This is a genomic window from Streptomyces sp. NPDC050147 (assembly GCF_040660195.1).
Taxonomy (GTDB): domain Bacteria; phylum Actinomycetota; class Actinomycetes; order Streptomycetales; family Streptomycetaceae; genus Streptomyces.
The window spans coordinates 56,949-80,251 of the sequence record NZ_JBFALJ010000035.1; the positions used below are offsets into that span (position 1 = coordinate 56,949).

25 protein-coding genes and 6 pseudogenes are annotated in these 23,303 nt (G+C 68.1%); 17 read left to right on the forward strand and 14 right to left on the reverse strand.

Annotation, left to right across the window (positions count from 1 at the left end; all coding sequences use genetic code 11):
- Positions 1–84: 84 nt before the first annotated feature.
- From AB0I94_RS37755 to AB0I94_RS37785, 7 genes and pseudogenes are all read left to right on the forward strand, one after another.
- A complete protein-coding gene (locus tag AB0I94_RS37755) occupies positions 85–1,224 on the forward strand; it encodes a helix-turn-helix domain-containing protein (RefSeq protein WP_363314318.1) in 1,140 nt (379 codons plus the stop codon).
- A gap of 360 nt (positions 1,225–1,584) precedes the next feature.
- On the forward strand, positions 1,585–1,923 hold the full coding sequence (locus AB0I94_RS37760; protein WP_363314319.1) for a thioredoxin domain-containing protein: 339 nt from the start codon (positions 1,585–1,587) through the stop codon (positions 1,921–1,923).
- Positions 1,924–1,939: 16 nt separating this feature from the next.
- A complete protein-coding gene (locus AB0I94_RS37765) occupies positions 1,940–2,182 on the forward strand; it encodes a hypothetical protein (protein WP_363314320.1) in 243 nt (80 codons plus the stop codon).
- A complete protein-coding gene (locus AB0I94_RS37770) occupies positions 2,179–2,562 on the forward strand; it encodes a hypothetical protein (RefSeq protein WP_363314321.1) in 384 nt (127 codons plus the stop codon). Before AB0I94_RS37765 ends, AB0I94_RS37770 begins: the two co-directional genes overlap by 4 nt.
- Before the next feature lie 143 nt (positions 2,563–2,705).
- Positions 2,706–3,716: a quinone oxidoreductase gene (locus AB0I94_RS37775; protein ID WP_363314322.1), complete on the forward strand. Its 1,011-nt coding sequence runs from the start codon at positions 2,706–2,708 to the stop codon at positions 3,714–3,716.
- A gap of 202 nt (positions 3,717–3,918) precedes the next feature.
- Positions 3,919–4,392, forward strand: a pseudogene (locus AB0I94_RS37780) (TetR family transcriptional regulator); the annotation flags it as partial.
- A gap of 507 nt (positions 4,393–4,899) precedes the next feature.
- Positions 4,900–5,529, forward strand: a complete 630-nt coding sequence (locus AB0I94_RS37785) for a class I SAM-dependent methyltransferase (protein ID WP_363314323.1) — start codon at positions 4,900–4,902, stop codon at positions 5,527–5,529.
- Between the two features lie 105 nt (positions 5,530–5,634).
- On the opposite strand, the pseudogene AB0I94_RS37790 reads toward AB0I94_RS37785, so the two are convergent.
- The 5 genes and pseudogenes from AB0I94_RS37790 to AB0I94_RS37810 all read right to left on the reverse strand — a co-directional run bounded on the left by AB0I94_RS37790 (position 5,635) and on the right by AB0I94_RS37810 (position 9,129).
- Positions 5,635–6,392: pseudogene (locus tag AB0I94_RS37790) on the reverse strand (transposase family protein).
- A 117-nt stretch (positions 6,393–6,509) separates the two neighbouring features.
- The gene (locus AB0I94_RS37795) at positions 6,510–7,193 is read right to left on the reverse strand and encodes a hypothetical protein (RefSeq protein ID WP_363314324.1); all 684 of its coding nucleotides are present in this window, start codon (positions 7,191–7,193) and stop codon (positions 6,510–6,512) included.
- Between the two features lie 125 nt (positions 7,194–7,318).
- The gene (locus AB0I94_RS37800; protein ID WP_363314357.1) at positions 7,319–7,669 is read right to left on the reverse strand and encodes a site-specific integrase; all 351 of its coding nucleotides are present in this window, start codon (positions 7,667–7,669) and stop codon (positions 7,319–7,321) included.
- A gap of 6 nt (positions 7,670–7,675) precedes the next feature.
- A complete protein-coding gene (locus AB0I94_RS37805) occupies positions 7,676–8,602 on the reverse strand; it encodes an integrase (RefSeq protein ID WP_363314325.1) in 927 nt (308 codons plus the stop codon).
- A gap of 134 nt (positions 8,603–8,736) precedes the next feature.
- The gene (locus tag AB0I94_RS37810) at positions 8,737–9,129 is read right to left on the reverse strand and encodes a VOC family protein (protein WP_363314326.1); all 393 of its coding nucleotides are present in this window, start codon (positions 9,127–9,129) and stop codon (positions 8,737–8,739) included.
- Between the two features lie 152 nt (positions 9,130–9,281).
- On the opposite strand from AB0I94_RS37810, the pseudogene AB0I94_RS37815 reads away from it, so the two are divergent.
- The 3 genes and pseudogenes from AB0I94_RS37815 to abc-f all read left to right on the forward strand — a co-directional run.
- Positions 9,282–9,404, forward strand: a pseudogene (locus tag AB0I94_RS37815) (IS5/IS1182 family transposase); the annotation flags it as partial.
- 44 nt (positions 9,405–9,448) lie between these two features.
- Positions 9,449–10,114 (forward strand): 2OG-Fe(II) oxygenase family protein, encoded by a 666-nt coding sequence (locus AB0I94_RS37820; RefSeq protein ID WP_363314327.1) that lies wholly within the window; start codon positions 9,449–9,451, stop codon positions 10,112–10,114.
- Between the two features lie 213 nt (positions 10,115–10,327).
- Positions 10,328–12,016 carry a ribosomal protection-like ABC-F family protein gene (gene abc-f / locus AB0I94_RS37825; RefSeq protein WP_363314328.1) on the forward strand — a complete coding sequence of 563 codons (1,689 nt, stop codon included), beginning with the start codon at positions 10,328–10,330 and terminating at the stop codon, positions 12,014–12,016.
- 55 nt (positions 12,017–12,071) lie between these two features.
- Here the strand turns inward: abc-f and AB0I94_RS37830 are convergent, their stop codons facing one another.
- Positions 12,072–12,974: a PaaX family transcriptional regulator C-terminal domain-containing protein gene (locus tag AB0I94_RS37830; protein ID WP_363314329.1), complete on the reverse strand. Its 903-nt coding sequence runs from the start codon at positions 12,972–12,974 to the stop codon at positions 12,072–12,074.
- Positions 12,971–13,564 (reverse strand): GNAT family N-acetyltransferase, encoded by a 594-nt coding sequence (locus AB0I94_RS37835; RefSeq protein ID WP_363314330.1) that lies wholly within the window; start codon positions 13,562–13,564, stop codon positions 12,971–12,973. Before AB0I94_RS37835 ends, AB0I94_RS37830 begins: the two co-directional genes overlap by 4 nt.
- 104 nt (positions 13,565–13,668) lie before the next feature.
- Between AB0I94_RS37835 and AB0I94_RS37840 the strand changes: the two genes are divergently transcribed.
- The gene (locus AB0I94_RS37840) at positions 13,669–14,940 is read left to right on the forward strand and encodes a DUF418 domain-containing protein (RefSeq protein ID WP_363314331.1); all 1,272 of its coding nucleotides are present in this window, start codon (positions 13,669–13,671) and stop codon (positions 14,938–14,940) included.
- Between the two features lie 31 nt (positions 14,941–14,971).
- On the opposite strand, the gene AB0I94_RS37845 is transcribed toward AB0I94_RS37840, so the two are convergent.
- Complete coding sequence (locus tag AB0I94_RS37845; RefSeq protein WP_363314332.1) at positions 14,972–15,301, reverse strand: putative quinol monooxygenase; 330 nt, start codon at positions 15,299–15,301, stop codon at positions 14,972–14,974.
- A gap of 59 nt (positions 15,302–15,360) precedes the next feature.
- Here AB0I94_RS37845 and AB0I94_RS37850 point away from each other — a divergent pair, with 59 nt between their 5' ends.
- Positions 15,361–15,720: a MerR family transcriptional regulator gene (locus tag AB0I94_RS37850; RefSeq protein WP_363314333.1), complete on the forward strand. Its 360-nt coding sequence runs from the start codon at positions 15,361–15,363 to the stop codon at positions 15,718–15,720.
- A 210-nt stretch (positions 15,721–15,930) separates the two neighbouring features.
- Positions 15,931–16,094, forward strand: a pseudogene (locus AB0I94_RS37855) (IS5/IS1182 family transposase); the annotation flags it as partial.
- Positions 16,095–16,318: 224 nt separating this feature from the next.
- Here AB0I94_RS37855 and AB0I94_RS37860 read toward each other — a convergent pair.
- Positions 16,319–17,155, reverse strand: coding sequence for a helix-turn-helix transcriptional regulator (locus tag AB0I94_RS37860; protein ID WP_363314334.1), 837 nt, complete (start codon positions 17,153–17,155; stop codon positions 16,319–16,321).
- A gap of 139 nt (positions 17,156–17,294) precedes the next feature.
- On the opposite strand from AB0I94_RS37860, the gene AB0I94_RS37865 reads away from it, so the two are divergent.
- The 3 genes and pseudogenes from AB0I94_RS37865 to AB0I94_RS37875 form a co-directional block, all read left to right on the forward strand.
- Positions 17,295–17,558 carry an Atu4866 domain-containing protein gene (locus tag AB0I94_RS37865; protein WP_363314335.1) on the forward strand — a complete coding sequence of 88 codons (264 nt, stop codon included), beginning with the start codon at positions 17,295–17,297 and terminating at the stop codon, positions 17,556–17,558.
- A 114-nt stretch (positions 17,559–17,672) separates the two neighbouring features.
- On the forward strand, positions 17,673–18,431 hold the full coding sequence (locus tag AB0I94_RS37870; RefSeq protein ID WP_363314336.1) for a glucose 1-dehydrogenase: 759 nt from the start codon (positions 17,673–17,675) through the stop codon (positions 18,429–18,431).
- A 138-nt stretch (positions 18,432–18,569) separates the two neighbouring features.
- A pseudogene (locus AB0I94_RS37875) lies at positions 18,570–18,767 on the forward strand (short-chain dehydrogenase); the annotation flags it as partial.
- A 68-nt stretch (positions 18,768–18,835) separates the two neighbouring features.
- On the opposite strand, the gene AB0I94_RS37880 reads toward AB0I94_RS37875, so the two are convergent.
- From AB0I94_RS37880 to AB0I94_RS37900, 5 genes and pseudogenes are all read right to left on the reverse strand, one after another.
- Positions 18,836–19,096, reverse strand: a complete 261-nt coding sequence (locus tag AB0I94_RS37880; RefSeq protein ID WP_363314337.1) for a hypothetical protein — start codon at positions 19,094–19,096, stop codon at positions 18,836–18,838.
- Positions 19,097–19,210: 114 nt separating this feature from the next.
- Positions 19,211–19,843 carry a hypothetical protein gene (locus AB0I94_RS37885; RefSeq protein WP_363314338.1) on the reverse strand — a complete coding sequence of 211 codons (633 nt, stop codon included), beginning with the start codon at positions 19,841–19,843 and terminating at the stop codon, positions 19,211–19,213.
- A gap of 148 nt (positions 19,844–19,991) precedes the next feature.
- Positions 19,992–20,137, reverse strand: a pseudogene (locus AB0I94_RS37890) (ATP-binding protein); the annotation flags it as partial.
- Between the two features lie 74 nt (positions 20,138–20,211).
- Positions 20,212–20,457 carry a hypothetical protein gene (locus tag AB0I94_RS37895; protein WP_363314339.1) on the reverse strand — a complete coding sequence of 82 codons (246 nt, stop codon included), beginning with the start codon at positions 20,455–20,457 and terminating at the stop codon, positions 20,212–20,214.
- Positions 20,458–20,524: 67 nt separating this feature from the next.
- Positions 20,525–21,397: a methyltransferase domain-containing protein gene (locus AB0I94_RS37900; RefSeq protein WP_363314340.1), complete on the reverse strand. Its 873-nt coding sequence runs from the start codon at positions 21,395–21,397 to the stop codon at positions 20,525–20,527.
- A gap of 67 nt (positions 21,398–21,464) precedes the next feature.
- Between AB0I94_RS37900 and AB0I94_RS37905 the strand changes: the two genes are divergently transcribed.
- A complete protein-coding gene (locus AB0I94_RS37905) occupies positions 21,465–22,916 on the forward strand; it encodes a PLP-dependent aminotransferase family protein (RefSeq protein ID WP_363314358.1) in 1,452 nt (483 codons plus the stop codon).
- Positions 22,917–23,303 lie beyond the last annotated feature (387 nt).

Genomic DNA, 23,303 nt, shown 5'->3' on the forward strand with positions numbered 1-23,303 from the left:
TCCAGCTTGCTGTGCCTCAAGGCGTAAAGTCCTGACCGCAGGATGTGAATCTGGTAGGTTGAATTGTTCGCAGGGAACAAAAACATGAGCCATGCAATCCAGAGGGCCAGCGAACTGGCCCTGGACGAGACGACGGTCACCGCACTGCGGGCCGCGCTGAGGACCACCGCCGACGAGGTCGTCCAGGCGATCATCGACGAGGTGCCTTCCTACGCCAACGCCCTTTCGGGCAGCATGGGCGCCACCATCCGCCGAGCCGTCCGCACCGCCCTGGGGCACTACCTGGACCTCGCGAGCGGGCACGCCACAGGCGGCGACGCCGGTGACGCAGCCTACGAGCTGGGCCGCGGCGAGGTGCGCGACGGCCGTTCGATGGACGCCCTGCTCAGCGCCTACCGCGTCGGCGCCCGCGTGGCCTGGCGATGCCTGGCAGCGGGTGCCGTACCCGCAGGTCTGCCCGCCGCAGAGGTCGCCAAGTTCGCCGAGCTGACCTTCGCCTACATCGACGAGCTCTCCGCCGCGAGCGCCGCGGGCCACGCCGACGAACTGGCCGCCCGGGGCAGGGCGCACGAGCGCCACCTGGAACATCTGGCCCGCGACCTCCTCGCCGGCGCGAGCCCGGACGTGCTCCTTGCCTCTGCTCAACGGGCCGGATGGCAGCCTCCGGTTTCGCTGACCGCGGTCCTGCTGCCCGCCGCCCAGGCCCGGCCTGCCTACCGCGCGCTCGACCCGAGCACCCTCGTCCTCGACGATCTGCCGGACGCCACCGGTGCGCTGCTCGTCCCCGACGCCGACCGATCACATCTCTTGCGGCAGCTGACCGACCGCACCGCCGTGGTCGGCCCGGCCCGGCCATGGATTCGAGCGTCCGCCTCGTACGCACGAGCCGTACGCGCCCGCTCCCTCTCCTCTGATATTCGCGACACCGAGGACCACCTGCCCGAGCTGGTGCTGAGCGCCGACGCCGACGCGCTCGCAGACTTGCGTACCCGAGCCCTCGCACCGTTGCGGACCTTGCCGGTCGCGACCGCACGGCGGCTGGAGGAGACCTTGCGGGCGTGGCTGCTGCACCAGGGCAGGCGGGAGGAGGTGGCGGCGGCGTTGTTCGTCCATCCCCAGACAGTCCGGTACCGGATGTCGCAGCTGCGGGAGCTGTTTCCGGATCTCGCATCGCCACACCGGATCCTTGAACTGACGCTGGCGGTCGGGCTTCGGGGCAGCTGACGCGTATGTTGACCATCGACGACCGCGTCCGCGAGCGGTCCAGGAGTCGTGTTTCGTTCTCGGTGCCATCCGCTGGCTCATGCGGCCCTCCATGTCGTCGTGGAGAACGCTGTCCTGGTACGAGCTGACTCACGGGCGCCGCGGGCTGCAACTCCGTGACCGGCAGGGCGGCCAGGCCGGGACACCAGGGGCGGAAGGCCGGGCCGCTCGCGCCGGGAACCGCCATGGTTCTGCGACAGCCCCGTGCCTCCCTGTGCCTCCCTTCCGGCAGGCCAGCCGGACGACCGACCGGGCCGGGCTGGCACATCGCGCGAGGGATGATGGGGATGGAATGACGGAACGTTGAGGTCAGGAGCTTCCATGGCGAAGCGCATTCACCAACCCCGCGAGGACGCGGAGTTCGATTTCATCCTCGGGATGAGCGGAGTTCCGGTCCTCGCATACTTCACCGGGACATGGCCCAAGGCAATCGAGCCCTGCCGGGTGATGGACCTGGTCGTGGGTGGCATCGCCGACGACTACACGGGCCGCCTGACGGCTGTCCGCACCGACATCACGCGTTGTCCGGCCGCAACCGAGCGATACGGGATCACCGGAGCCCCGTCGTACGTCCTGCTGAAGGAGGGGGCGGCGGTGGCGCACGGCACGGGACCCATGACCATCGCCGAGGTACGGCAGTTCTTGGACGGCCATCTCTGAGCGGCCGCTGCGGCACGTGGCCGCGACGCCCGTCACGTCTCGTCTCGTCTATGGCGCACTCGGGGACTGCCGGTCGCTCGCCTGCCGCAACAGCGCCCTCACCTCGGGCAACCGCGACGCCCACGCCCGGCACCTCGCCGAGCTCGACCAGACCCTGGCCCAAGGCGACCGTCTCGCCCCCTACATCCGCCACCGCCTCCAGCAGCAGCGCCAGGAATTCGCCGAATTCCTCACCGGACACACCCCGGAGCCCACATGAAACTCGCGATGCCCGACGCGGACGCCGTCCGCGCCGCGATGGAGGCCGTTCTCGCCGAAGTGGCGGACGCCGTCCGCCGGGCCACGGTCACTGCGGTCGAGCGGCGCCTCGACGTCACCCACGCCACCTTCTACCGTCACCACCAAGACCTGATCACCGGCTACTTCCAACCCCGCGCGACGCCTGCCAGCCAGCCGGAAATCCCGTCCCAGGACACCGGAGACGGCCAGAACAACCTGAGGCGCCTGCGGCAAAAGAACGCCGACCTACGCAGGACCCTGCACCTGTACGGAGAAGCCGTCCGCCAACTCACCCTTGAAAACGACGTACTCAGGCAGCGAGGCACCCCCATCGCGCTGCCCACCGGCCGATGTCCGTAGGTGACGGCATTCTCAGGGGCTTTCCGCCTCACCTGGGCAGCGTAGTCAACGGTCAGCGCCACCTTGCGTGGGGCCGGGCGAAGTGCCGGGAATCGGATCGCCATCAACGGGGTTGGTGGGGATGAGCCGTTAATTGGAGGAACATGCGAGCGATTCAGGTGTACGAAGTGGGCGGTCCCGAGATGCTGCAGGAGGCCAAGGTGGACCAGCCGCGGCCGGGTCCGGGCGAGGCGATCGTGGAGGTCGCCGCATCCGGGGTCAACTTCCTAGACGTCTACCACCGCGAAGGCCGGTACAGCCTCCCGCTGCCCTTCACCCCGGGCGCTGAGGGCGCCGGCACGGTCATCGAAGTTGGACCCGGCGTCGCTGACGTCGCAGTCGGGGACCGGGTCGGTTGGGTGGAGATTCCCGGCACGTATGCCGAGCGGGCCGTCGTGGACTCCTCCCGGCTGGTGCCGCTGCCCGACGATATCGGCTTCGAGACAGCCGCCGCCGTGCTCCTCCAAGGCATGACCGCGCACTATCTCGTCAAGGACGCCTACCCGGTTCAGGGGGGCGACACGGTGCTCGTGCATGCGGCCGCTGGTGGCATGGGGCTGCTTTTGACCCAGCTCATCACCCATCTCGGCGGCAGGGTGATCGGCACGACGTCGACCACGGCGAAGGCCGAGCTGGCGAAGCGTGCCGGGGCCGCCGAGGTGATCCTTTCCTCCGCGGTCGACGATCTCGCAGCCGAGGTGAGGCGGCTCAACGGCGGTCAGGGACTGCCGGTTGTCTTCGACGGCGTCGGCGCGCACACCTTCGATGCGAGCCTCGCCAGCCTGCGCACCCGCGGCCGTCTCGTGCTCTTCGGCGCGGCAAGTGGTGCCGTGCCGCCGTTTGATCCGATGCGGCTCGCCCAGGGCGGTTCGCTGACCCTGATCCGGCCCAGCCTCGGGGACTTCATCGCCGATCGGTCCGAACTGCTCCGACGGGCCGCCGATGTGTTCGAGTGGGTGCGCTCCAAGGCGCTTGAGATCACCGTAACGGGCCGTTACGCGTTGTCCGAGGCCGCCCAGGCCCACAGCGATCTGGAGGCTCGGCGCACCACCGGCAAGCTGCTCGTCATACCCGGTGCGGCCGCTGTGGAACGCCGCGAGGAGACGCAGAGCTGATCGCGGGTGGCGAGGTCGGGGATCTTGGAGACGGAGATGGCGAAGGCATCGCCGACCGTCATCGCCAAGATCCCCGACAGCGTCAGGCACTCAGCAGGCCAAGATCAAGTTATGGCGGGTTTCTGGCGTATCTGGGTCACACCCCTTCAAAATCCCTCAGCCGAGACCTGGCTTACCCGTCCACAACCTCCTGGGAGAGAACACCTTCGACTCCGTCGCCGCCGAGGCGGGCCTGACCAAGGGGGGACTCCTCTACCACTTCGCCTCCCGCGAAGACCTCGTCCAGGCCATCCACCAGCACCTCGCCGACCAATGGGAGGCGGATATCGCCGCGGCGGCGGGAAAGCCGGCGGACGAAGCGACCCCCACCGAGCGGCTTGCCGCCTACACCCGCGTCGCCACCCAGAGCGCCACCCGGGCCGAGCTCCTCTTCATACTCGAAGGCTCTACAACTCCCGGGCACGCGGCCCCTTGGGACGCGGTCATGGAACGATGGGCCCCACCCCTGACCGCCACCGACGGCGACGACCCTGACGCGCTCGATCAGTTCATCGCCCGCCTTGCCGCGGATGGTCTGTGGCTGTACGACGCCCTCGCAACCGAACGGCTGCCCCCTCAACTACGCCACGCTCTCGCCGAACGCATCGCCAACACCCTCAACCGCGACGACACCTGAGCCCGGACGGCCCCGCGATGTCCCGACCGCTGGATGAGTTGCGCCAGCGCCAAGGCCCGATCGCCGGACCGCGACGCCAGCGTCAAGCTCAGCTCAACGCACTGAACTTGCCGGAGAGCCGACCGGGCACCTTCGCCGAACGCACTCGCGCCAAGCGCGCCACCATTCACGCTCTCCTCGCCGTCGGTACTCTCCCAGTTCGTGCCGGAGCCCGGGTTGAGGGCGCCGCCGACAGGGATGGTGACTTCGGTGCGCGATCGACTCCGTCAGCCTCAGGGCCGTAAAAGGGGGCCACTGATCGCCGCCACCACAGGGTCGTCGAAAGGACGGTGTGTTGGCTGACCGGATGCCGACGCCTGCACCGCCGCTATGAACGCAAGGCCGAGCACTTCTCCGAACTACCGGGGCGTCCCGTGACCAGGTAACGGGGACGATCAGCCCCGAGAGGAAGGGCTGGCAGGAGGCCGGAGAACGGCTGCGAACGGCGCGGGTGTTAGTTTCCTTCCCGTGTTAAAACACCAGGACGAGACCAGGGCGGCCTACGACGGGGTCGTCGAGCTGTATGCATCGATGTTCGCTAATCGGTTGGAGACACAGCCGTTCGCGCGGAGCATGATCGGCACCTTCGCCGAGCTCGTGCGTGGCACGGGGAACCTGCGGGCAGCCGACGTCGGGTGCGGGCCCGGTCATCTGACGGCCATGCTGCACGATTTGGGGTTGGACGCCTTCGGGCTCGACCTCTCCCCGGCTATGGTCGCCCACGCCCGGCGGGCCCATCCGGCGCTGCGGTTCGACGAAGCGCGAATGGAGGCCCTGCCGGTCGAGGACGGCGCGCTCGGCGGAGTGCTGGCCCACTACTCGATGATCCATACCCCACCTGCAGAATTGCCCGCGCTGCTTGCTGAGCAGGTGCGTGTCCTGGCGCCAAGGGGCCTGCTCCTGGTGTCCTTCTTCGGGACCAAAGGGCCGGAGCCGGTCAGCTTCGACCACAAGGTAGCGCCCGCCTATAGCTGGCCGGCGGAGCAGTTTGCCGAATTGCTGGCCGGGGCCGGACTCGTCACGGTGGCTCGGTTGCTCCACGACCCAGCGGCTGAGCGGGGCTTCCTCGACACCCACCTGCTGGCCCGCCGCTTGTAGAGCGTGGCCCGTGGCCTGAGTCGGGGTGGTATAGATCCTCCGCGTGGATGAAGCTCGTCACGAAGGCTCTGGCGGTGCGGCCACCGCAGTGAGCCTTTTCCAACCTCATGCTGAAGTAGCGAGGTGAAGGGCGAGTATCGCTCGCACGAGGCTGGTGATCCGTGTGGTGCTGCATCGGATCTTCCGGAGGATGCGCCAGCACTTCAGGGTGGCCATGGCCTGTTCGCCGACGCACCGGATCTTGGCGTGGGTGGTGTTGTGACGTCGCTGCCATCGCTTGAACTTCCGGCCTCGGATCGGGACGCGGATGTGGCGGCCGGCGCCCTGGTAGGCGCGATCGGCCCAGCACTCCAGGTCGGCGTCTGCCAGGGCCGCGACGAGTCCGTGAGCGCGAGCGCCGGCAGATCGTGGGTGGAACCGGGCAGGGCCGGAGATGCCCAGATGAGACGGCCAAAGGGGTCGGTCAGCACCTGCACGTTCATGCCGTGACGTTTATGTTTCCCCGAGTAGTACGGGCGGTCGGCGGCGATCCGGTCGATCGGCAGCAAGGTGCCGTCCAGGATGACGAAGGCTTTGCGTCGCGCGGTTGCCATGGCCTCGGTCAGCGTGGGGGCGAGAGCGGCGAGTACATCGATGGCCTCTCGTATGTAGCGGTAGGCCGTGGCGATGCCGATGTTGAACCCTGTGGCGAGCCGGGCGTAGGTGTCACCGCACCGCAGATGGGCCGGGGCGAGCAGGGCCTGCCGCCCGGTGGAAAGACGTCGCCACCGGGTACCGACCTTGCCTCTCCGTGCGGCAAGTTGCCTGCTCAGGAAGCGCAAAGTGCGGCTGGACAGATCAATGGCGGACGGGTAGACAAGCACGCGAAGCTCCTGGCGGACAGGGTGATCTTGGTCGTGAACCCGTCTACCAGGAGCTTCGTCGTTCCGTACAACCCTCCGCCACCAACGACCATGCACAGTCATCAGGTTGGAAGAGGCTCACTGCAGGTTGTAACGGTCTACCAGTTCGGCAGGTGCCAGCTGCCCGGTGCGGTGTGAGATCCGGAAAAACGTATGCGGTGAGTCCGAAGGGAACTGACCCAAGTCACGCAGCCATGTATAGGCGAGTTCGATCCGCCGATTGCTGTTGGTCGGGTTCGTGGCGTGCCAGAGCAGCAGGTCGCCAACGAAGATGTCCTCAATGCCACCGCCCATGCAGGCCATGATCTCCGCGATGGTCTTCAGCGCCGATGGGCCTTGTTCTGAAGAGACGGCGCTCGCTGGTAGCGACGCCCGCAGCCGCGCAAAGCCTTCGGGGTCGCGAGCCACCTCCATAGCCGGGCGAAGATGCCGCGACCGATACCCGATGAGGAACGCAGGGTCGGGTCTCAGAACGTCTGCACAAAGGAGCGTCAGGAGCCCTACCAACATTGTCTGGTGCCGCGACGCCCGGCCTTGCGCACCGGCCCACGTCACGTAGGCACTCTTCCAGGTCTGGTCCGTGATCCGCTGGCCTTGTGCAGGGCTTGCCTGCCAACGCTGCTGCCAGGTCTCGCCGGGGAAGGTCGCGAGCCAGTCCAGCAATAGGCGTGTTCCGAACATCCGGTTGGCCCGAGCATATTCGCCCGCAAGGCGAAGCGGCGGGCGCGTTAATCGCTGGAGGACCTCCTCGCGCGAGGCCACCGTAGCCGGCCATGCACGCGGCCTCTCCCGATGTGGGAAACGGTTCATCAAGGTGCGTGACTCGGCACCCGACAAGCTCGTATCCGGAGGAACGTAGCTTGAGAGAGCCTGCGCCGCAGCGTGGGTCATGACAGATCCCGGCCGAAGAGAACGGACAGTGACGCGGGGTTGTAGGACGGCTCCGCTGCGGAAGGAGGAAGCTCGGTGCGCCGTCGTTCTTGGCGGGCGTGGTGGGCAAGCCCCGCGGAGATGACGTCCTCTCTGGTGGGACGGTTGTAGATGTCGAGGGTCGACAGGTACCTGTGACCGAGGATCTTCTGCACGTAGACCGGTGCCAGGCCCGCATCGTCGAGCATCAGATACGTAGCGGTGTGCCGAAGGTCGTGCAACGTCCAGTTAGCGCCCAGGAGTTCATTAGCGCGGTTGAACATCATGCGTGCCGCGTCGTACTCCAGTGGTCGCCATGGGCGCCGCAGGGTCCACTACAGCGGTTGCGACCGGCCCCGAGGGACTCCCTTTTTCCAAGATTCCTCCTGGTAGAGCCTCAACCAGACAAATGCATCCGGGCTGGCGGGAAGCTCCTGATAGTCCCGGCTTCCCTTGCGGACCACGCCAATGATCTGTTGGCCCACGATCGCGCCGCCTTGCGTGGCGGAAAGGAGTTCCTCGGCACGGGCGCCGGTGGCTACCCAAAATGCCAGCAGGGCACGGTCGCGATGAGAACGAAGACCAGCGAAGACTTCGGTGTACATCTCATCGGGAATGCGTCGTGGAATCCGCTCAGGAACCTTCGGCCGGTAGAGACCCGCCCGCTGATCTCTGTGCTTGCCATCCCGGCCTGACTGGCGGCCCTGCGTGAGTCGACCAGGGCGGACCAGCGGAAATGGGTTGATCAGTAGAGAACCCGTGCTGCTGTCCAAGTGGAAGTTGTAGAACTGCCGCAGCACCGTCTCGCAGTGAGCACGAGTGCTCGATGCGTACTTCACTCCGACCGTCGGTTTCCCCGTCACTGGGTTCGGAGTCCCCGGCGCGAGTCTGCCCGTCTGCACGGGGAGGACGTCGGACAAGCCATCCCGTCCGCGTCGCCAATGAGGCCGGACCGGCTTATCCGCGATCTTCATCCACCACATGAAATCTCGCGCTTCGTTACGGGTTGCGCGGTCCCACGCAACATCGAGGGCCCACAGAAACCTGAACCAACGCAAAAGATCCATGCCGTACGAGCGGGGGGTCAGCGGTGAACTGTCACGAGCTGCGAGCTCCCTCAGATACAGCCTGGTCGGCTCGACCGGCTTCCCGAACCGATCTAGCAACCTGAACGGCTCCCAACGATCTCCGGTCTCGAGTAGCTGGCCTAACTCGGGCAGCACAAAGCCGCGCAGGTCTCTTTCAGAACTCTCATCGGGCACGGCAGGAAGCTAGCAGAACGTCCGCTGACCTGCGAGAAGTTGCTAGTTAGTTCGGTCAACGGGCCTTCCTTGCCTTCGTCGCCATCGCCGCAGCCCTCATCGGCGACCGCAGGCTCACCACCTGAGCCAGCATGTCAGTCGCTCGATCCGGTTGGCACGAAGAGGCAGAACGGGTGGCCCGCCGGGTCGCACAGGACGCGTACATCATCTTGAGGCTGGAAGTCCGTCACCGTGGCCCCCAGGGCAAGAGCATGCTCGACGGCTGATGAAAGATCGTTCACCTCGATGTCCAGATGCAGCATCATCTGCTGCTCGGACCGTGTGGAAGGCCACCGCGGGCGGGTGAAGAGCGGCTCTGTCTGAAATGACAGCCCGGCACTGCCATCGGGCGGAGCGATCTCAACCCAGCCGGGTTCCTCCTTCCGCATCGGCCACCCGAGCAGGCCCTGATAGAACTGCACCAACTCGTGGGCGTCTGGTGCATCAAGAGTGGTCGCGGCCAGCGTGAAACGCGGTTGCAGCTTCATGCAGTGCTGCTACCCCGTTTCGCTACTGCAAGGCCAGCGATCACTCTCTCGCCCGTTACCGATGCCTCGTTCCGCCGCACATCACCAAAGGAAGCATCGTCCAAAGGGAGTTGCAGAAGGCTCAGTGCTGGGCATTTCCCGTCTAGGGGCGGGGGTGTCTCATGCTCCACCGCAGACTCGCCCGCGACTACGAGCGACACCCGCACCGCTCCGAGGCGATGATCCGCCTCGCGATGATCGACCTCATGCCCCGGAGACTCACCGGCGAAGCCACCCTGAACTCGCCAGTGCCCGCTCGCAGTTCCTGGGCTACCGAGGGGTGGGGCAGGAGAAGAGCACCCTGCACGCGGGTGGCGAGGCCTGCGAGCAGTACCGGATCGGGAGGACCACCCACACCCTTGCCGTGGAGCCGTCGTCCGGCTTTTTCCACGGCCCCTTCGCGAACTGCTCCGCGCTCTTCGAAAGCCTGGTGCTCCTGGGGAACCAACTCCTCGCGGCATGCGCCAAGGACCTCTCCCTGGGCGGTGCGCTCACCGGCTCCTGTCAGGCCTCGCCCATGCACCGCCTCGGCCTCAACTTCTACCGGCCCGGACACGGCGCCGACATCGCCAACAACGTCGACTATGCGATGTCACCGCACATCGACCACGCCTACTTCACCGTCGTACTCCAGGACGAACCGGGCCTGCAGGTGCAGGACGAGGACGGCACCTGGATCTCCGTTCCTCCGGTCCCTGACGCGGTGTTCGTCTTCCTCGGGGACTACCTGGAGCGGGCCACGAACGGCATCTACCGTGCGGCGACGCACCGCGTCGGCGCGGTGACCACCGATCGAATCTCCATCCAGTACAAACACCGCCCCGCCCATAGCACCGTCGTCGCGCCCTTGGAGCAGTGCACCAGCGCGGATGCCCCACCCCGCTACGCGCCGTTCGACACGGGCGCCCAGTACACGGCCCTGCTGCAATCACTCCTGGACCGATAGGGCCGCCACCGCCACCGCCACCGCCACCGCACTAAAGAGACGCAGCCGGCGTCACCGGCCCGGCGCTCGGAGCACCTGCTGGCGGTGCTGGCACCGCGGGCAACAGCTTGACGAGACGGATCGTATCGTCTAGGTTCTTGCTCATCGGTCGGCAACTGGTGCTCCTCCTGCTTGCCGTACGCATGAACCTGTTCGCCCAGCAAAGGACTGCTCTTGCACTGTGCTTCCGCCGACACCACCGCCACCGCCTCTCCTCTCATCACGTCCCAAATCGCTCTTGCCGAGGTGACCAAGCGCTACGGCGACCGCGTGGTGCTGGACCGCGTGTCCTTTACCGTCCGGCCGGGCGAGAAGGTCGGGATCGTCGGGGACAACGGCTCCGGGAAGTCCACCCTCCTGCGGCTGCTGGCAGGACAGGAGCCGGTCGACAACGGCAGCCTGACCGTCGTGGCGCCGGGCGGGATCGGCCACCTCGGCCAGACGCTCGATCTGCCAGGCTCGGCGCGCGTGGGCGATGCCGTGGATCACGTACTGAGCAAACTGCGCGCCCTGGAGCGCCGTATTCGTGCCACCGAGGCCACACTGGGCGCGGCCGGACCTGCTGAGCTCGAGCGCTACGCCGCGCTGGTGGCCGAGTTCGACGCGCGGGGCGGGCACGGAGCGGATCGCCGGGTCGAGGTGACGCTGCGCAGGCTCGGCGAGCGCGCGCCACTGGACCGGGAGCGTGTGCTGAGCACCCTCTCCGGAGGGCAGCGCTCCCGGCTCGCGCTCGCCGCGACTCTCGCCTCGGCCCCTGAACTGCTGCTGCTCGACGAGCCGACCAATGACCTGGACGACGAGGCCGTGGCCTGGCTCGAAGGGCATCTGCACCGTCATCGGGGCACGGTCATCGTGGCCACGCACGACCGGGCGTTCCTGGAACGCGTCACCGGCACCATCCTGGAGGTCGACCAGGATCAGCACACGGTACGGAGCCACGGCAATGGATACGCCGGCTTCCTCGCCGCCAAGGCGGCGGCCCGCGCCCGATGGGCGTGGGAGCACGAGCAATGGCGCAACGAGATCGCCCGCCAAGAACGCCTCGCCGACGCCAGTATCGGGATGCTGGCCGGGATCCCCCGCAAGGGGCCGTGGGCGTTCAGTGGCGCCGGTGCGTTTCGCGCGCGCTCGCGGGCGCACGGCGCCCAGAGTCGCATCCGCAACGCACGCGAGCGGTTGCAGCGGCTCACGGAGCACCCCGTTCCGCCTCCTCCGCAGCCACTGCGGTTCACGGGCCGCGTCGAAGGCGCGCCGACCGCCGACGAGACCTCGACGGCGGTGCACCTGGAAGACGTCCTGGTTGGGGGGCGGTTGCGTGTTCTGTTCCTGGAACTCGCCCCCGGCGACCGGCTCCTCGTCACCGGGCCCAACGGTGCGGGCAAGAGCACCCTCCTCCAGTTGCTGGCAGGGGAATTGACGCCTGACGCCGGTGTCCTGCGCCGACCATGCCGGGTCGGATTCCTGCGCCAGCAGAGCGCGCCCGACGCCGCCTTCGATGCCCGCACGCTCCTCGCGGCGTTCGCAGCCGACAGGGCGGGGCAGCCCGACGAGCACGCCGAAGCACTCCTTGCGCTGGGCCTGTTCCACGCCGCCGACCTCGCTGTTCCCGTACGGAAGCTGTCCGTCGGGCAGCGCCGCAAGCTCGAACTGGCCCGGCTCGTGACGGCAGGCCCACTCGACCTGCTCCTTCTCGACGAGCCGACGAACCACTTGGCTCCCGCCTTGGTGGAAGAGATCGAGGCAGCCCTGGCCCGCTACACCGGCACGCTGGTCGTGGTGACGCACGACCGTCTCCTGCGCCAACGCTTCCACGGGCGACGCCTGGAACTCCCCACGACCGCAGAGAAGGCGCGCCGGACCTGACGGTCTTGAGCACCGGACCTGACGGACTTGAGCAGTGGGGTGCGATCCGGGCGCGTCACTGTCCGTCGGGTGCGGTGATGGCGTCGCTGTAGAGGCGGAACAGGCGAGGCAGGGACGTAGGGGCGTCCTGAGCCGCGGGGAGGGTACGCAGAGTGGCCCAGCATTCCTGGGTGAGCCGGCGGGCACGACTGCCGGGCCAGGGCCGGGGCAATAGTTCCGGAGGCAGCAGCGGGTCGGGGGTCATGGCTCGGCTGAACCCCGCGGCCAGTTCCACGGCCAGGGTGAGCCCCTCGACCCCGGACACGCCTGTTCCGTGAGCCAGTCGTTCGGCGCACGTTGTGGCGAAGTCGGCGAGGCGTTCGTACCGATCGGCGATCTCTTCCAACGGCCAGATGTTGGCGGCCAGTTGGCGGGGCTCGGTGACGTCCCCGATGCGCAGGTCGGTACTGGTGAGGAAGGTGACGGAGTCGAGTACGCCGAGATGGCGGGCCTGGGCCTCGACCAGTTCCGCGATGGGGTTGGCGGCGACGTACAGGCCGCCCTGGACGGGCGCCGCGCCCAGGTGCAGCAGGGCTTCCCGCAGGGCGTCGCGGTCGGTGCGGCGTGCCTCCGGGATGGCGAAGGCGAACAGGTGCCACGTGCCGTCCCAGGGCGCGAGCCCGCGGTCCTGCCGGTAGGCGTAGCGGACATGGTCGGTATCGGGTGCGACGGCGCCGGTCGCGGCATCGGGCACCGCACGCAGTACGGCCTTGCGCCCTCGCCCTTCCTGGGTGAACCGGCCTTCGGTGACGAGGCGTTTGACGCACAGCCGGACCTGCTGGTCGGTCATGCCGAGGAGCCCGGCGACGGCGTAGAGCTCACCGGCGTCGACGGTGCCGTCCTCGCGGACCAGGGCGTGCACGAGCAGCCGCGTGGGAATCTCGGGACGCTGTGCGTGGTCCGGCCGCGCGTGGTTCATCGGGGGCTTCCTCCGGTCAGGTCGTCGGGGGTGACGGCACGGTGCATGGTGGTGACGGCACCGAATCCCATCAACCTCCGCAGAAACGGCGTCTGTTGGGTGCGCACGGCGCTGAACCCGTGGCGTTCGTAGAGGGCCTTGGCGCGCGGGTTGACGTCGATGACGTCGAGCCGGATCCGGCGACAGGCGTTCTCGGCACCCACGGCGGCGATCTCGCGCAACAGCAGCGCTCCGATGCCGGCGCCGCGGTGCGCCGCCGCCACGCAGATGCCGTCCATCACGAGTTCACCCTCGGCGGGCTTCCGGGTGAGCAGAACGAGCAGGGCAAGCCGGAGCGGACCTCGCAGTGGGCCGTACTTTGACAGCACGTCACGTGCCGAGCCGCCGTTCAGAGCGCGGCCCGCGAGATCGTAGCCGGCGACGCCGATGACGCGGCCCGCCCCGTCGAGAGCGGTGATGCCGCGGTCGTGGTGCAGATGGGCGGCAAGGAACGCCCGGCCCTTCTCCGGCGGGCCGAGCGCGCTGCCGAGCTTGCGGCCGAACGCCTTCGAGAGCTCGCAGCCGAAGAGAGGGAGCAGCAGCGTGGACATACCGCGGGAGACGGTGGACCGGAGTGGCAGGGGCGCCCCTCGTCTGCGTCGAGGCATCCCCGAAGGAGCCGAACAGCAGGTCGCCGCCTTGTACTGGGAGTGACGTGATCGTCCGACCGCGCAACGAGAGCCCCCCACACCCCCTCCCCACACCCACGCCAGGGGAGCGGCGCCAGAGCGGCGGCGCCCGGCTGGCACAGGTGGACGCGCTGCGCGGCTTCGCGCTGCTCGGCATCCTGATGGTCAACATCACCTACATGGCGTCCGCCTATCACGGCACAGGTCTGGAGGACCCGGGCCTCGGAGGCCCAGTGAGCGAAGCCGTCCGATGGCTGGTGGCGGTCTTCTTCGAGGCGAAGTTCTTCCTGCTGTTCTCGTTCCTGTTCGGCTACAGCTTCACGCTGCATATCGACTCGGCCGAACGACGCGGCGCCCGCTTCACGCCACGCTTCCTGAGGCGCCTGGCCGGGCTGTTCGTGATCGGCGTCGTGCACGCCGTCTTCCTCTTCCCTGGCGACATACTCACCTTGTACGCCGTCCTCGGCCTGATCCTGCTGGCACTGCGCCGCATCCAGCCCCGCACCGCGGCATGGATCGCTGTGGCACTCCTCGCGGTGACCGCCGTCGTGTACGTGCTCCTCGCGCTTGCCGTCGGCCACGCGGGCGGGGGCGGCACGATCCCTCAGTCCACGGCATCCGCCGCGGCCCAGGCGACCGAGGCGCTGCGCGGCGGACCGGCATCGATCATGGAGGCCCACCTCAAGGAACTGCCGGACGTCGCCTTCCTGTTGGTCTTCTTCCAGGCGCCATCCGCGCTCGCCGCCTTCCTGCTGGGCCTGGCGGCCGGGCGCCGACGGGCCCTCGCGGACACCGACCGGCACCAGCGGCTGCTGCGGCGGCTCCAGTTGACGGGCTTCGCGGTCGGACTGCCGGGTGGCATCGTGTACGCGGACGCGAGCTTGAACCACCCCGAATCCGCATACCAGCTCTTCGCCATGGGCCTCGACGTGATCACCGCTCCGCTGCTGGCCGCCGCCTACGCGGCGACCGTGCTCCGCCTTGTCCGAAGCCGCCGCGGCCAGAGCGTGGTCACCGTGCTCGCGCCGGCGGGACGCATGTCGCTGACCAACTACCTCGGCCAGTCCCTGGCCTGCGCCCTGCTGTTCACCGGCTTCGGGGCCGCACTGATCGGCCGAGTCCCACCCATCGGAGTCGTGGCGATCGCCTTGACCTTGTTCGCGGCACAGGCGGTGGCAAGCAGATGGTGGCTGCGACACCACGCCTACGGCCCACTGGAGTGGGGGCTGCGCGCCTGGACCACGCTGTCGACACCACCGTGGCGCCCGCGGAGCGGTACGCGGTCACCCCAGCCGTAGTCATACGTCGGCGACCCGCCGGGGCATCCCCTCAGGCGGGGACCGGTTCGGCCTGCGGGTACGGGCTGAGCATGGTGTCGAAGTAGCCCTCCGGGGCGTCCTCCAGGAAGACCGACAGGTTTTCCAGGAAGGCGCGCAGTGGGGGCGTCGCGTTGTGCCGGTCCAGGTCTTCCTGAGAGCGCCAGACCTCGTACAGGAAGAAGCGGCCGTCCTCGTGCTCGTGGAGGTGGTACTGCAGGTTGCCGGGCTCTTGGCGGGTGGGTTCCACGAAGGAGGAGAGGATGCGCCGGACCTCGTCCGCACGCTCCGGCCTGGGGCGGAGGAAACCGTAGAGGGCGATGGGGCGATCTGTGTTCGTCATGGCTCTCACGCTAAGATCTCACACTGATGTGAGGTTCAAGAGGTTGTGAGGAGCACCACATGAAGATCGGTGAGCTCGCCGCCGCGACGGGCACCTCCGTCCGGCTGCTGCGCTACTACGAGGAGCAGAGCCTCCTGGAGTCCCACCGTCTCGCCGGCGGCCACCGCCGCTACGACGACAACGCCCCCGCCGTGGTCCGCCGCATCCGTGCACTGCTGGACGCAGGCCTGCCCACCCGGGTCATCCGCGACTTGCTGCCCTGTGTCCGCCAGGACGGAACGGTTGCCGGATGCCGGTTGGAGACCCTCCAGGAACACCTCCGGGGCCTGGACGAGCGGATCTCCGCGCTGTCGGAAACCCGCGCCTCCCTGGCCGGGCTCGTCTCCGCCGCCCAGGCGCGCGAGCCGGCACTCGCGTAAGACAGCTGCCGCGCGCCTGCTCCGGTGGCGAGTCGTGTGTCAGTGGGTGGGCGCGCTGTTCAGTGGTTCGGGGGAGGAGGAGAGAGAAGGGGCTGAGCTTTCTCTCTCCACCCCGGCAGATGAAGTGGTCGAACCGGCCGCGGTGTCGGACACGCAGGCCGCGGTGACCAGCACGGTCAGCAGCAGTCCCCAGGTGTCGAAGTCGAGGTACGCCGCTGAACCATCGAGCGCAGCATCGGCTGGCTCATGCACCACCGCAGACTCGCCCCGACTACGAGAGACACCCGCACCGCTCCGCAGCGATAATGCGACTCGCGATGACCGACCTCATGGCCCGCCGCCTCACCGGCGAAGCCACCCCCAACTGGCGCTGAGCCTGGCCCGGCCAGGGACGCCAGTCCGGGTGAGATTTTCCGCGCGCTGTTCGGCCGGTGTGCGAACGGGCGCGCTTTCCAAGGGCAATGAGCCCTTCAGCTTGCTGCAAAACCGTGCTCGATGTCATCCGAGCCACCGATGTCCTGCGCCCCGACGTAACGACGCTGACCACCAACGAAAACCCCGGAGGCGAAGACGACCTATCGCACGCTTCGTCGGCTGGTCAGCGGTGTGGCTGGCGCCGTGTGGCGTGGATGGAGCCGAGCAGATTGAGGGACTGGGCGCTGGGGCTGCCTGGTTCGGCGTGGTAGATGACGAGTTGTTGGCCGGGCGTCTCGCGTACGTCGAATGCTTGATGGGTGAGAGTGAGCGGGCCGACGTCCGGGTGGAGGAAGTGTTTGGCGCCCCGTGTTTTGCCTCGCACCGTGTGGGACTGCCAGAGGCGCGTGAAGTCCACGCTGCACTCGGTGAGAGTGCTCACGAGTTCCCGCAGTCGTGGGTTGTCCGGGTCGAAGCCGGTCGCCTCGCGGAGGTTGGCGACGGTGGCTTGCGCCGCCCGGTCCCAGTCCGTGTAGAAGTTGGGGCCTGCGGGGTCGAGGAAGGTCATGCGGGCCAGATTGTCCGCCGGCGCGAACGGCGAGTAGAGGGCCTCGGCCAACGCGTTGACGGCGAGGAGGTCCAGGGTTCGGTTCATGACGAATGCTGGAGTGTTCGGGTAGCCGTCCATCAGCTGTCGTAGGGACGGGCTGACTCGCTCTGCGAGGTGGGCGGAGGGCCTTTCGCTTGGCGTGGCCCCGGCCAGCCGGTACAGGTGTGCGCGGGCGTCCTCGTCGAGGTGTAGCGCGCGGCTGAGCGCGTCGACCACCTGGGCCGAGGGGTTGTGTTCGCGGCCCTGTTCGAGGCGGGTGTAGTAGTCGGCGTTCACTCCGGCCAGGACGGCGACCTCTTCGCGGCGTAGTCCGGCGACTCTGCGGGTTCCGTAGCTCGTCATGCCGACGTCCTGCGGCTGCAGGCCGGCGCGGCGTGCTCGCAGGAAGTCTCCCAGGTGGTTGTCGTCCATGTGTTCAGGCTAGGCGGCGGCCCGCTGCGCTGCCTGGGTGTGGCACGTCCAGGCAGCAAGCGTCCTGGTTGGTCGCCGCTGACCTGCCCAGACTCGGTGGAGCGGAGAGAACCGCACCGTTTGAGGAGAGGAGTCCGCCATGGCCGGGGACGTTGAGGGCGACCGCGTCGACGTGGTCGGGATGTGGGTGACCGCGGATGGTCACATCCGTCAGGAGCTGCTGCCGGACGGCCGTTATGTGGAGGCCCGCGGCGAGCGGCACTGCGCGTACACCGGCCGGTACACGGTGACCGGCCGCCACCTGGACTACGTCGACGACACCGGCTTCACCGCCACGGGCGACATCCGGGACGGAGTGCTCCATCACGAGCACCTCGTGCTCCACCGGGAGCGGAAGTCGTAGAGGAGGAGGCCGGGCCGCGGCGCCTGGTCACCGGAAGGCGCATCCGCCGTCGGCGGACCCATAAGACCCCACACAGCAGTCAGCCAGCATCAACGAGAAGCAAGGACCATATCCATGACAGGACAACGACTTGACGGCAAGGTCGCGCTGATCACGGGCGCGACCGGCGGCCTCGGCACAGCGACCGCCGAACTCTTCGCCCGCGAAGGCGCCCGACTGGTGATCACCGATGTCGCCGAAGGCCCGCTGCGAGATCTGGCCGAGCGGCTGGAGGCACGCGGCGCGGAGGTCGTCTCCGCCCGCCTCGACGTCTCCTCCGCCCAGGAGTGGGACGACGTGATCACTCTCGTGCGCGACCGGTTCGCCACGCTGGACGTGCTCGTGAACCTCGCCGGCATCCTGGACTGGCCTGGTATCGAGGACACGCGGGAAGAGGTGTGGGACCGCGTCATCAACGTGAACCAGAAAGGCACCTGGCTCGGCATGAAGGCGGCGATGCCGCTCCTGCGCGCAAGCGGCAACGCGTCGGTGATCAATACCTCGTCCGTGCTCGGCCTGGTGGGAAGCGGCGCGGCCGCGGCCTACCAAGCATCCAAGGGGGCCGTACGCCTGCTGAGCAAGACCGCCGCGGTCGAGTACGCCCGGCAAGGAGTACGGGTCAACTCGGTGCATCCCGGGGTGATCGCCCCGCCGATGATCCAGGACCTCCTGGACGATGAGGGTGACCAGCAGCCGGACATCCAACGTACCCCCATGCGCCGGGCCGGCCACGCCGACGAGGTCGCACCCGCGATCCTCTTCCTCGCCTGCGACGACTCCTCGTTCGTCACGGGCTCGGAGCTGGTGGTCGACGGCGGCCTCACCGCGCACTGAACAGCCCAGCCGCGCGACGACCACGACGGCCTGCCTCGAACGCCGCACCCCGAGAGCGCGTCAACGGCTCGGCCCACCTGCCCCGTTCACGCACTGCACAGCTTCAGGCAGCCCGCACCGGCGCCTGTCCGCACACGCATCTCCGCCAGGGACCACACCACGACACCTGCTACCGCGTCCGCCCAAGCATCCGAATCCACCGAGCTCGCCGGGAAGACCGCGCTCGTCACCGGGGCCGCACGCGGCGTGGGCATGGAGACCGTAGCGCTTCTCCACGCCCGCGTCGTCGCCGTCGACCTACGCCTTGACAAAGCAACTCTGCCGGACGAGTTTCCCGTGGCCGTGCAGACCGAACGAATTGGTCTCCGTCCGCTCCAGGATGACCAGGGTCTCGGGTTGCCCGATCAGTGCGTACCGGCCGTGCGAGGGGCGGGCCTGCTGCCCGGACCGTACGCGCGCAGCAGCTCCTCCAGGCGGGCGCGGTGGTGCTCCAAGAACACCTCCAAGCGCGCGGTGTACCCCTCGCGTTCCTCGGTGCACACCGCGCTCAAAGCGACGTCCAGGAAAAAACCGTCCGGCCGGTGACGCATCCCCGGCACGGCCAGGGCCCACGGGAACCGCGCTGCCGCCGCCAATCCCCGCTGCGAGGCGCCCGGCGTCCCCATCGGGTCAAGTACGAGACCCGCAACCGTCAGCACTGGAGGTGGCTCTACGGTTGGCGGCGTCGCCTATACGGCCTCGACAAACGGGCTGACACGTTGTGCATGGACCTCTACAAGTCAGAGGGCATGCGTGTGCAGGCGGAAACGTCGCACTCCGATCGGGCGCACTCCCGGCAGGCTCCTGAGCCTCAGCCAGGCTGGGCGGCTCGAGCGGGTGGTGTCGGCGAAGCCCTCCTGGTGGTGCTCTTGAGACGTCCACTCGGACAGGTTGACCACCCGACGCCCGTCCGTGCTGACGTGAAAGTTGGCCGAGATCCCCCACGGGTGATGCGGCTCCGGGTCCGCCGCCAGTGCCTGGGTGACGGTGTCCAGCATGACCTGGGCTGTCTCTGTGCCGTCGACATCGATCTCGGCGAACGCGATGACACCGGGAACCCGCTTCTCCCCATCGGTGATCACGCTCAGACGGCGGTAGAACGTCCTCGCCTCGGCGTCGTCCGGGACGGCGTCCGCATCTGCCCACTGCTCGTAACCGAGGAGAGCGCCATGGCCGGCATCCACAAAGAGGCTTCGGGACAGCAGCGCATCCGGCCACGGCTCCCCGTCCCACGTCTCGAACAGCTCGGCAGCCTTCGCGCTTTGCTCTTGCTTTCCCTCCGCAGCCCACTCATGGATGCGGACCAGAGCGGAGTCGGGACGCCTGATGTCGGGGTGGCCGCCCACTGCCGTACGGGATGTCTTCCTGGTCATCGAAACTCCTCAGCCGGTGACGGATGGCGCACTGCCCGCACTGGGCGAACACCGCTGCGCCAGCCTCTTCCCTCAACGCGACTTGAGGTCAAGCAAATCGGTTAGATCGACACGAGCTGGGTTGCCCTTGGTCGCATGCGGTCCTGGGGAGCTTGTTGGTCAGCCGGCCTGTGTCTTCCGCCGCTTTGAGGTGTCGGATCATGTCGTCGAGGGTGGTGAAGTAGATGGAGAATCCGGCCCGGCAGGCTGCGACCGCCGGGCGACGGCGATATGCGTCTTGCCCACTCCCGCCGGTTCTCAACGGGTTCTAGTTTCTGATGTGGCGTTATTGCACGGCAGGACGTTGATGAGATCGCTGCCACGTGGTCTCAGCGCAGGCTGGAGAGTCCATCGACGTGGTGGGTGGGGGCGCCGAGGAACAGGTCGGGCTGTGCCGGGCCGTGGACGATGTTGAGCGTGTCGAGTCGGTAGGTCCGGTAGCCGCGGAAGGAACCGGTGAAGCGGTAGTCGATCTGCCGGCGGAGCCACTCTCCGCGGGAAGCGTTCGCGGATCCACTGCTGTTCCTCGATGACCGCGACGACCTCGCGGTCGACGAGGATGTTGTCCGGTGCAATACCGATCTTGCTCTGTGCGTAGTGGAACCGCGCGGCCTCCTCGCTTTCGGCCGCAGCGACTCTCGCTTACGGCAGCCGACGGGACCTTGCAGGACCTGCGGACAGGTTCACGGCGACGGCTTTGAAGAACGTGTAGTGGAAGGTTCCGTCGTGGGCGGTCCGGTGCAGGTCTGCGATCCCCTGGTCCCAGTCAGCCGGAGTGATCAGGGCGGCGGCCAGCGCGTCGTCCCGAACGGATTCGACCATCGCGATGAAGGTGTTGCGGGTGAAGCCGTTGACCCACCCCGGCTGGGTCCGGTCGGCATAGACCGTGCAGGGGCGGACTTCAACGCTGTCGTATCCGGCGCCGGCCAGCAACGGCTGTAGTCGCCGGCCGAGCAGCGCATTGCCTCCGGCTGCCGCCTGGAGGCGGATCTGGCAATCGATCACTGCCCGGGCATACGCGCTGTCAGGGTGGAAGACCACCGATCCGTGGTCCCCCTCGATCAGGGTGATGGTGCCCCCGGGCCGCAGCACGCGCCGTACTCCGGCCAACGCTCGCTGAGGGTCCGTCAGGTGTTCCAGGACGAAGCACACGAAAGCGTGGTCGAATTCCGCGTCAGCGAAGGGAAGGGCGAACACGTCTGCGTGGTGCCACTCCACTTGCGCCTCGGGCGCGATGCCGGCGACGTGGGTGCGGGCCTGCGCGAGCGACTCCTCGGACTGGTCGACCGCGACGATGTGCGCCCCGGGGCTGGAACGGAGCAGATGAACTGTCTGGGCGCCGACCCCGCAGCCGAGCTCCAGCACTCGACTGCCTGCGGGGTAGGTGGTTCCGGCGTGCAGCAGCTGCGCCAGTGTGTCCGCCTGGTCGCCCAGCCGACGGCCCTCACGCTGTGAGTAGCCGTGTACGTAGTCGGCCGCCGGGACAGGGGGAGAAGGTGTCGTGTTTGTGTTCATGGGCCCACCCTGCTGCCACTATGGACTGGTGAACAGATCCAATGAGGGCACTCCTCACCGGTCCATAATGTCTGGGACCGACTTCCTTCATCTGGCCATCGACGAGGCGCCGAGCGGCGGGAAGTCCGAGTGGCTGGCCCAGCAGATCCGGCTCGCGCTGGCGGACAGGCGTCTGCCGGTGGGAAGCAGGCTGCCGGCCACACGGGTCCTGGCCGGCGAACTGGGTGTATCGCGTGGCGTGGTCACCGAGGCCTACCAACGCCTGGTCGAGGACGGGTATCTTGCCGGACGAGGGCGCAGCGGAACGATCGTCGTCGGCGCACCCGCGATGACGACAGCAGCCAAACTCCCTACGCTCGCCAGTCCGCCGTCACCTTGCTCAGTGTTCACCGCCGCGCCCAATGCAGACGTCTTCGACGTGATGCGCACGGCTCGGGCCCGGATCGACTTCTCCCCAGGACTTCCCGATCTCGCCGCGTTCCCACGAGCGGCGTGGCTGCGCGAAGAACGCCGCGTCCTGGATCGCCTTGCGGCATCCGACCTCGGGTACGGAGACCCACGGGGTACGCCGGCACTCCGCGTGGCCGTCGCGAACTGGATCGCCCGTAATCGCGGTATCCGGGCGGACCCCGGCGAAGTCCTCATCGTCGCCGGAACCGCCCAGACGCTCACCCTCGTAGGGCAGGTGCTGCACAGTGACGGCATCTCCGCGGTAGCCATAGAGGACCCCGGCTCCCTGGGGGCCCGTCAGCACTTGCACAACTGTCAGTTGGACACCCCGCCCGTCGCGGTCGACTCAGAAGGGGTGCGTGTCGATGAACTGCGTGCCACGGGCGCAGCGGCCATTTTCCTGACGCCTGCACACCAGTTCCCCACCGGTGTCGTCCTTCGCGGCAGCCGTCGCAGCGAACTGATGCACTGGGCAAGCGAAAGCGGCGGACTGATCATCGAGGATGACTACGACGCCGAGCACCGCTACGACCGGCCGCCTGTGCCGGCCCTGCGGTCCGTGCTCGCGAATAACGTCTTCTACGCCGGGAGTGTGTCAAAGCTCCTCGCCCCGGCCCTGCGCATCGGGTGGGTTCTCGCCCCGCCGAAGTACCGTGACGCGCTCCTGGATGCCAAGCGGTTCGCCGACCTAGGTAACGCCGCCCTGCCACAACTCGTCCTGGCTCAGATCATGGAATCTGGCGCGCTGGAACGTCAGCTGCGCCATCTACGCAGGCACCACCGCCGCCGCCGGGACGCCATGGTCAAAGCCGTCGCTGCTCACCTGCCAGGCGCGGTCGTGCACGGTGCCGCAGCGGGCCTGCACCTGACGATCACCTTCGAGGCCGGGTTCGCCGACACGGACGTCGCAGGTGCGGCACTCGCGCGCGATGTGAAAGTGCACCCCTTGTCCTGGCACTGCCAGCGCCCCCGTCAACCGGGACTGGTCCTGGGCTACGCCGCGAGCCCGCCGACCGACATCAGCGAAGGAGTGGCGATACTCGGCGAAGTACTCGGACGGATGTCCTGACGGGCTGATCAAGGGCTGTGCGCTCCTGAACTCTGGTCGGGGAACGTGACGGCTTTTGCGCCGTACCCGCGCCCTAGTCATGTCGGCGCCGGGTTTGACCGACTCTGCGGGCTGTGTGGGCCAGGGAACGTAGCTGCCCGGTGGTGGCCAGGCGGCGCTGCGCGAGGGCGGCGACGATCTGGTGGGGGAGGGGCTCAACGGGACTCGGCGTGACATGAGGGAGCGCCGCAGGCGCCCCGGGCGCTGGGTGGCGGTGGGGGAGAGGCCGGGGGGCTGTCCCCTTGTGGTGGTGGAAGCCAGGCGGCTGTGCCGGGGCGGCGGGTGCGGTCTCTGAGCAAGTTGGGAACTCAGGCAATCTCCGCCCGACTGGTGGCGCCAGCCCTGTCA

Coding starts and splice junctions, on each gene's coding strand:
- AB0I94_RS37755 (WP_363314318.1), top strand. CDS start 85: ATGAGCCATGCAATCCAGAGGGCCAGCGAACTGGCCCTGGACGAGACG.
- AB0I94_RS37760 (WP_363314319.1), top strand. CDS start 1,585: ATGGCGAAGCGCATTCACCAACCCCGCGAGGACGCGGAGTTCGATTTC.
- AB0I94_RS37770 (WP_363314321.1), top strand. CDS start 2,179: ATGAAACTCGCGATGCCCGACGCGGACGCCGTCCGCGCCGCGATGGAG.
- AB0I94_RS37775 (WP_363314322.1), top strand. CDS start 2,706: ATGCGAGCGATTCAGGTGTACGAAGTGGGCGGTCCCGAGATGCTGCAG.
- AB0I94_RS37810 (WP_363314326.1), bottom strand. CDS start 9,129: ATGAAGCTGCAACCGCGTTTCACGCTGGCCGCGACCACTCTTGATGCA.
- AB0I94_RS37830 (WP_363314329.1), bottom strand. CDS start 12,974: ATGAACCACGCGCGGCCGGACCACGCACAGCGTCCCGAGATTCCCACG.
- AB0I94_RS37835 (WP_363314330.1), bottom strand. CDS start 13,564: ATGTCCACGCTGCTGCTCCCTCTCTTCGGCTGCGAGCTCTCGAAGGCG.
- AB0I94_RS37845 (WP_363314332.1), bottom strand. CDS start 15,301: ATGACGAACACAGATCGCCCCATCGCCCTCTACGGTTTCCTCCGCCCC.
- AB0I94_RS37850 (WP_363314333.1), top strand. CDS start 15,361: ATGAAGATCGGTGAGCTCGCCGCCGCGACGGGCACCTCCGTCCGGCTG.
- AB0I94_RS37860 (WP_363314334.1), bottom strand. CDS start 17,155: ATGGACGACAACCACCTGGGAGACTTCCTGCGAGCACGCCGCGCCGGC.
- AB0I94_RS37865 (WP_363314335.1), top strand. CDS start 17,295: ATGGCCGGGGACGTTGAGGGCGACCGCGTCGACGTGGTCGGGATGTGG.
- AB0I94_RS37870 (WP_363314336.1), top strand. CDS start 17,673: ATGACAGGACAACGACTTGACGGCAAGGTCGCGCTGATCACGGGCGCG.
- AB0I94_RS37880 (WP_363314337.1), bottom strand. CDS start 19,096: ATGGGGACGCCGGGCGCCTCGCAGCGGGGATTGGCGGCGGCAGCGCGG.
- AB0I94_RS37885 (WP_363314338.1), bottom strand. CDS start 19,843: ATGACCAGGAAGACATCCCGTACGGCAGTGGGCGGCCACCCCGACATC.
- AB0I94_RS37900 (WP_363314340.1), bottom strand. CDS start 21,397: ATGAACACAAACACGACACCTTCTCCCCCTGTCCCGGCGGCCGACTAC.
- AB0I94_RS37905 (WP_363314358.1), top strand. CDS start 21,465: ATGTCTGGGACCGACTTCCTTCATCTGGCCATCGACGAGGCGCCGAGC.